Raw genomic sequence first — 6,783 nt, 5'->3', positions numbered from 1 at the left:
CCGCTAAAACTCGCCTGAAGAAGTGTTTTTGGCCTGCTACTTCGGCAACGAATAAATTCATAAGGGAACAACCATTATGTCATTTATCCGCCTTGAATTAGCGTGCCAAAAACGCTCTGAGTAGATCAACTTCTTATACTGATTGGTATAAGCTATCTCGTATTCTAAACAGACAAAAAAGCCGAGTATTCACTCGGCTTTTGGCGCGTTATAGATTGAGACTTATGGATGACAAACGTTGTGCATCTCTAGGTTAGTCCCAATATCTTTGCTGCGATTAGCTTTAGCATCATCATTACGCAATTGAGTAATGTGGTCTAAATACGCTTGGTCAACATCATTAGTCACATACTTGCCGTCAAACACTGATGTTTCAAAACGCTTAATGGCTGGATTTTCTTGGCGTACCGCTTCGATTAAATCTGGCAATGATTGGAAAATCATGCCGTCGGCACCAATAAGCTTTGTGATCTCTTCAACGTCACGACCATGGGCGATAAGCTCATTAGTCGTTGGCATATCAATACCGTAAACATTCGGGAAACGAATTTCAGGAGCCGCTGAAGCAAAGTATACTTTCTTAGCACCAGCATCACGTGCCATTTCAATGATCTGCTCAGAAGTTGTACCGCGCACTATCGAATCATCAACTAATAAGACGTTCTTACCTTTAAACTCAGCACCAATCGCATTGAGCTTACGACGTACTGACTTCTTACGCTCTTGTTGACCAGGCATAATAAAGGTACGACCGATATAGCGATTTTTAACGAAACCTTGGCGATATGGCAAGTCCATATGACGGGCAATTTCAAGGGCGATATCACACGATGTTTCAGGAATAGGAATAACCACGTCGATATCGTGATCTTCCCATTCTCTCTTGATTTTCTCACCTAACATAGTGCCCATGTTTACACGGCTGCTATAAACAGAGATGTTGTCGATAGTCGAGTCTGGGCGAGCAAAATAAACGAATTCGAAGATACACGGCGCGTAGCTTGGAGTATGAGCACACTGGCGGGTAAATAGCTCACCTTCTAAAGTGATATAAACCGCTTCACCCGGCGCAACATCACGCATAAACTCAAAACCGACTGCATCAAGCGCGACACTTTCAGAAGCGACCATGTACTCTGTACCGGTTTCAGTTTCGTGCTTACCAATAACTAGCGGACGAATACCAAACGGATCTCTAAATGCCATTAAGCCGTGACCGATGACCATAGCCGCAACGGCATAAGCACCACGAGCAATTTCGTGTACTTTAGTGATAGCTTTGAACACATCATCAGCAGACAGGTGTTGGGTGGTCGTATGCTGCAGTTCATCTGCAAGAAGGTTTAACAACACTTCAGAGTCTGAGGTCGTGCTAACGTGACGACGCTGCTTATGCAAGCGTTCATGCAAATCAACCGTGTTGGTTAGATTGCCGTTATGCGCTAATGAGATCCCAAAAGGTGAGTTAACATAAAACGGCTGCGCTTCTGAAGCACTTGAACTTCCGGCCGTTGGGTAACGTACATGACCAATACCTGAATTACCTTGCAGGCGTTGCATATGCTTTGCTTCAAAAACGTCTTTTACTAAGCCATTGGCTTTACGTAATCTAAACGCATATCCGTCTACGGTCACAATGCCAGCAGCATCCTGTCCACGATGCTGAAGCACAGTCAGTGCATCATAAATGGTTTGATTAACCGATGACTGACCAACTATTCCGACAATACCACACATGGGTAAGCTTCCTCATTGTAAGATGTTCTATTATTTAAATATTTTTGCTCCAACCAAGGTAATTCTTGGTTGAAGTCCAAATAATGCTTTAGTGCATTTTATATTTTGGGTACAAAGCTTGAGGTGTTTTCCAAGTAGTCAAAAAACCATTGAATAACAACTCCAAATTCGGGCACGAGTGTTGAACTCTGCCACCAATCTGTATTCGGTGCTCCAGTAAAAGCATCCAAGAAAAATAGTATTGCGCTTACGATTAGTGCGCCTCTCAGTGCACCGAAGCATAAGCCGAGCACTCTATCGGTGCCAGACAATCCGGTTTTAGAAACCAGTTGGCCAATAATGTAGTTAACTAGCGCGCCTAAAATAAGCGTAGAGATAAAGAGAATAGCGACGGCAACACCGTTACGAACCATTTCATCTTGCATCTGGGTTAGATGCGTGGCGAGCTTGAGGTAAAACTGACTGGCGATGAAAAATGCGGCGAACCACACGACTAGTGACATCGCTTCTTTAACAAAGCCTCGTACCAAACTTATCAGTGTCGACAGTCCAATAACGATGATGATGGCGTAATCAATCCAAACCATTGAAGAGTATATCCGGCATAGGGTTTAAGACGGCGCGATTCTATCAGAGACAAGGTTATTTCACACGCTTTGTAGACGAAATAACGATTTCTCAGAATAGGACAATCACACCTTGTTATTTTTCGACAGGGTTGTATGCCACAATGCGGCCTTTCAACTTAGTCTGTTTCTCAATATCTGGCTGCATCGCAACCAATTTATCTTTAGAGATATTTGGCCCAACAAACACTTTAGTCAGTTTTCCATCTACAGGTTTTGTCGGTAACGTATAAGCACTAAAGCCTTTGGCACGCAGGCTTTTTACTAACGCTTCAACATTTGTGGCATTTTTAAAACTACCTAGCTGAATAGTCCAAGCTTTTGAGTTAGCAACAACTTGCTTTTTATTGGCAGCAACCACGGTGCTTTGCGTTTTTACCGCAACATCTTTAACCTTTGGCTCAGTGTTAACCACTGCCGCCGTTTTTTCTTCAATGGCAGGCTCTATTTCCCAGCTATCATCACCAACAGTGGTGGTTGACGCTTCAGTGTCTAGCTCTAGCGTTTCAATCGCTTGTTGCGGTAACTGTGCTTGCTCCACTTCAGGCCTTAGCGGGATCTCGGCAAACTGCTCCTCTTGACGCTGCTTTTTGCCATCAAGGATATCGGGTAAAAAAATCACACCTAGTGCGACAATAACAATCACACCGACTAGACGATTTTGAAAATGACTAGACAAAACTCTCTCCCTTAAACAATGCTTTAAATCCAGCTACTGTATAAAATGAGCCAAAAACGATGATCACATCGTCGGCATTTGCTTGCTGTTGCACAGCATTCCAAGCCGCATCGATACTTGTATAACAACTCGCAGCACTTAGTGGCGGCAGTAACGCCTTTAATGACTCAGCAGTAGCCCCGCGCGGCACGTCTAAATCAGTAAGATACCAATGTGTTACATCGATTGACAGCTCTGCTAACACTGCAGCGGCATCTTTATCTTTTAACATACCGCAAATCGCAAACAGGCGTGCTTTTTTAAGCTGACTTAAGCGCGACTTCAAATAACGAGCAGCATGAGGATTGTGAGCAACATCAACCATCACACAAGGCTTATCACAAAGCTGTTCTAAGCGGCCGGCAAGCTGTGTATTCCCCACCACATCAGCAAGCAAATTCGCGTCGATATTTGGACATAAATGTTCCAGTACCGCGATAGCCGTTGCAGCATTGGGCTGAGGTAGTTTGGGGAAAGGCAATGTGTCTAAATCGAAAGACTGCCCGCGATAACTCCAGCTTGTATCGCCGCAGGTATAGTTAAACTCTTGCCCGACTAGATATAAATTGGCCCCAATACTGTGTGCATAATCAATAAGTGGCTGCGGGCAATCAGGTTCGCCAACAATGGCTGGGCGCCCCGCTCTAAAAATACCTGCTTTTTCAGCTGCCACTAACTCACGGGTATCACCTAAATACTCTTGATGATCCAGATCGATTGAAGTGACCACACTGATATCGGCATCTATAATATTGGTGGCATCAAGACGGCCACCGAGACCGACTTCAAGCAATATAACGTCGAGTTGTTCACGTTTGAATAGCACCAAGCCTGCCAGTGTTGCATACTCAAAAAAGCTCAACGAGATCTCAGCTCTAGCAGCTTCTATCGTTTCAAATGCACTGACTAACGCAGCATCAGTTGCATCTACACCGTTAATTCGCACCCGCTCATTATAATTGAGCAGATGAGGCGAGCTATAAACGCCCACCGTTTTACCCTTAAGTTTAAGCGCAGCCTCTATCATGGCGCAGGTCGTTCCCTTACCATTTGTACCAGCCACCGTGACCACTTTGGTATCACCCAGCACTGTTAGCGATAAACGTTTGGCGACTTCTGAGACTCGCGTCAGCCCCATATCGATTTCAGTTGGATGAATCGCCAACAAATAGTCGAGCCAAATATTCAACGGAGAGTTTGCTGCAGGTGCAATATGTTTCATCGATTCCATCACTGGATTAATCCAACATAAACAGTGGACCTAAAGCTAGCTTAGGCAATTGAAAATGTTCGGGGTAAGTCACATCAACCAGGTACAAACCATTTGGCTGCGCCGTAGCCGCTGCTTTTGATCTGTCTTTAAGTGCGAATAATGTATTAACCCATTCTTTTGGCTGATTGCCTTTGCCGATTTCAAGTAAAGTACCAACGATGTTACGCACCATATGATGCAGAAAGGCATTGGCTTTAATATCAACGCAAATATACATGCCCTGACGGGTGACATTAACTTCATGTATTTCACGAAAAGGCGTTTTAGACTGGCATTGCAATGCTCTAAAGCTGGTAAAGTCGTGCTCGCCAACAAATAGTTGTGCAGCTTGATGCATTTTATTTTCATCAATATCGCCGCGATAGTGGCTCACACCACTGCGCAAAATGCCTGGGCGTAATTGATGGTTATAAATCATATAGCGGTAGCGTCTGGCGGTTGCAGAAAAACGCGCATGAAACTCATCATCGACCACTTTAACCCAACGTACCGCGATATCATCGGGTAAATTAACATTCACTCCGAGTGTCCAAGCAGTCTCTTTACGAATCGCGTTGGTATCGAAATGAACCACCTGCCCTGTGCCATGTACACCGGTATCTGTGCGGCCAGCGCATTGCACGGTGATTGGCTCATTGGCAACTTTAGAGAGGGCTTTTTCTAGCTGCCCTTGCACAGAGTCGACATCGAGCTGGCGCTGCCAACCATAATAGCGACTTCCATCGTACTCTATACCTAACGCAACCCGCATCACACACCTCTTAACTCTGTACAAACATGTTTGTCACCGCGCCGTATGGTTAAAACGCCGCTATCGACAATCAATAATATTTAATAGGCGGCGATTCTAGCATATTCATACCGAACGATAAGCATAAAAAAGGCGCCTTGGGCGCCGTTTTTAACTGAATATTTTACACTAACTCTTTTATCAAACCCGACGCTTCTGCTTGCTGTCGTTCATTACCATCAAGTTCCACCTCTTTGAGTAAAGCTCGAGCGCTGTCATTGTCATCAATTTCAATGTAAGCGCGCGCTAAATCAAGTTTGGCATTAATTGAATTTTCAGCATCATCTACATCAACCATTGAGGTGTTACCCATTAATGAATCGAGCTCGCCCATATCAACATCTAGCTCTTGATAAAGATCGGTCTCTACGGTCTCTTCATCGGCTTCATTCAATAATCGATCAATATCGATAAAACCGTTATCTTGCTGGAAAGAGGTTAAATCATGTTCTGGAATAGCAGGTGCTTGCTCATTGCCTTGCTTAGCGTCAAGTGCAGCCAATGCTTGATCAACCGTTAACTTACTATCGTCCTCGATAATAAATGCGTCGAGATCCTCATCAGCATCAACACTTGCCCCTCCACTCGCGGCAAGCTCACTGAGCAGTTCATCATCGCTAAGCGCTGTGTTAGTCAATTCAGCAGGTTCTGTATCCCAATCAAGCGCCGCAGGCTCTGGCTTTTTCGACCCTTTTAGATCATCAAAGAATCCGCTATCTTTGTCTGCTTTAACAATAGACTCTGTTGGCTCGGCGCTAAACTCAAGCATATTGTCATCAGCTCGTTTAGAATCAACATCAACACTTTCAGCGACTGGATCTAACTCAATACTGTCATCTTGACTCATTTCGTCTGAGCCGGTTTCGTTATCGCTGAGGTCAAAATCTAAGCTAAAGTCACTATCAGTCGCTTCCTGTGTTTCACTGCTAGCCTTTTCACTATCGTTAAGCTCGCTTAGCACCTCATCTGCGGGGGTATCCGATAAGTTGAATTCCGCTAATAAACTATCTAATTCACCCTCTTCCACCGCCTCTTTGGGTAACTCAGTTTCTAGCTCCGCTGCAATATCGTCAATGAGTGCAATAGATTCTTGGGGGAATTTGGCAGCATTTTCATCAACAGGCGCTTCAAGATCAGCAAGCAAGGTGTCTAACTCTTGATCAAGTTCTGCTTCGTCGCTACTAATATCTTCAACGTTAAGATCTAACTCTGCAGCAATCTCTAGCGGCAACTCTAGTTCGGCAGCAACCTCATCTGAAAGCGCATCAATATCGCTATCATCTGCTTTTAACTCTGTTTCATCAGCCTGAATATCAAACTCAGCGAGTAGTGAGTCAAGTTCATCACCGTCTGTAACAACAGCTTCTGAAACTGAATTGTTTGCATCTATAAGTGCATCTAAATCATCTTGCTCTGTCGGGTTAGCTGTTTCTGCTGTTTCATCAAAACCTGATAGCAGTGCATCTAAGTCACCTTGCTCTGACGCGTTAGCTGTTTCTGCTGTTTCATCAAAACCTGATAATAATGCGTCTAGGTCATCTTCCTTTGGCGCGTTAGCTGTGTCAGGTGTTTCATCAAAACCTGATAGCAATGCATCTAAGTCATCTTCCTCTGGCGCGTTAGCTGTTTCAGGTGTTTC

General features: G+C 44.4%; 6 protein-coding genes. All 6 read right to left on the bottom strand.

Features of this window, described 5'->3' with window-relative positions; translation table 11 throughout:
• Positions 1-222: 222 nt before the first annotated feature.
• On the bottom strand, positions 223-1,737 hold the full coding sequence (gene purF / locus AB4135_RS21870; protein WP_371995530.1) for an amidophosphoribosyltransferase: 1,515 nt from the start codon (positions 1,735-1,737) through the stop codon (positions 223-225).
• Positions 1,738-1,835: 98 nt separating this feature from the next.
• Positions 1,836-2,324, bottom strand: a complete 489-nt coding sequence (locus tag AB4135_RS21865) for a CvpA family protein (RefSeq protein ID WP_020913176.1) — start codon at positions 2,322-2,324, stop codon at positions 1,836-1,838.
• Positions 2,325-2,439: 115 nt separating this feature from the next.
• Positions 2,440-3,042, bottom strand: a complete 603-nt coding sequence (locus AB4135_RS21860; protein ID WP_371995529.1) for an SPOR domain-containing protein — start codon at positions 3,040-3,042, stop codon at positions 2,440-2,442.
• Positions 3,035-4,312, bottom strand: a complete 1,278-nt coding sequence (gene folC / locus AB4135_RS21855) for a bifunctional tetrahydrofolate synthase/dihydrofolate synthase (RefSeq protein ID WP_371995528.1) — start codon at positions 4,310-4,312, stop codon at positions 3,035-3,037. Before folC ends, AB4135_RS21860 begins: the two co-directional genes overlap by 8 nt.
• A 7-nt stretch (positions 4,313-4,319) precedes the next feature.
• On the bottom strand, positions 4,320-5,105 hold the full coding sequence (gene truA, locus AB4135_RS21850; protein ID WP_371995527.1) for a tRNA pseudouridine(38-40) synthase TruA: 786 nt from the start codon (positions 5,103-5,105) through the stop codon (positions 4,320-4,322).
• Between the two features lie 163 nt (positions 5,106-5,268).
• On the bottom strand, positions 5,269-6,783 hold a 1,515-nt coding region (locus AB4135_RS21845), incomplete at its 5' end, for a FimV/HubP family polar landmark protein (protein WP_371995526.1).

This window comes from Shewanella sp. 10N.286.54.B9, assembly GCF_041468565.1.
Lineage (GTDB): Bacteria > Pseudomonadota > Gammaproteobacteria > Enterobacterales > Shewanellaceae > Shewanella.
This window is presented reverse-complemented; position numbering and strand designations above follow the sequence as displayed.

What these genes read in the sequence shown, in the direction of transcription:
- folC (WP_371995528.1), bottom strand. Translation starts at nt 4,312, where the DNA reads ATGGAATCGATGAAACATATTGCACCTGCAGCAAACTCTCCGTTGAAT.
- AB4135_RS21865 (WP_020913176.1), bottom strand. Translation starts at nt 2,324, where the DNA reads ATGGTTTGGATTGATTACGCCATCATCATCGTTATTGGACTGTCGACA.
- purF (WP_371995530.1), bottom strand. Translation starts at nt 1,737, where the DNA reads ATGTGTGGTATTGTCGGAATAGTTGGTCAGTCATCGGTTAATCAAACC.
- truA (WP_371995527.1), bottom strand. Translation starts at nt 5,105, where the DNA reads ATGCGGGTTGCGTTAGGTATAGAGTACGATGGAAGTCGCTATTATGGT.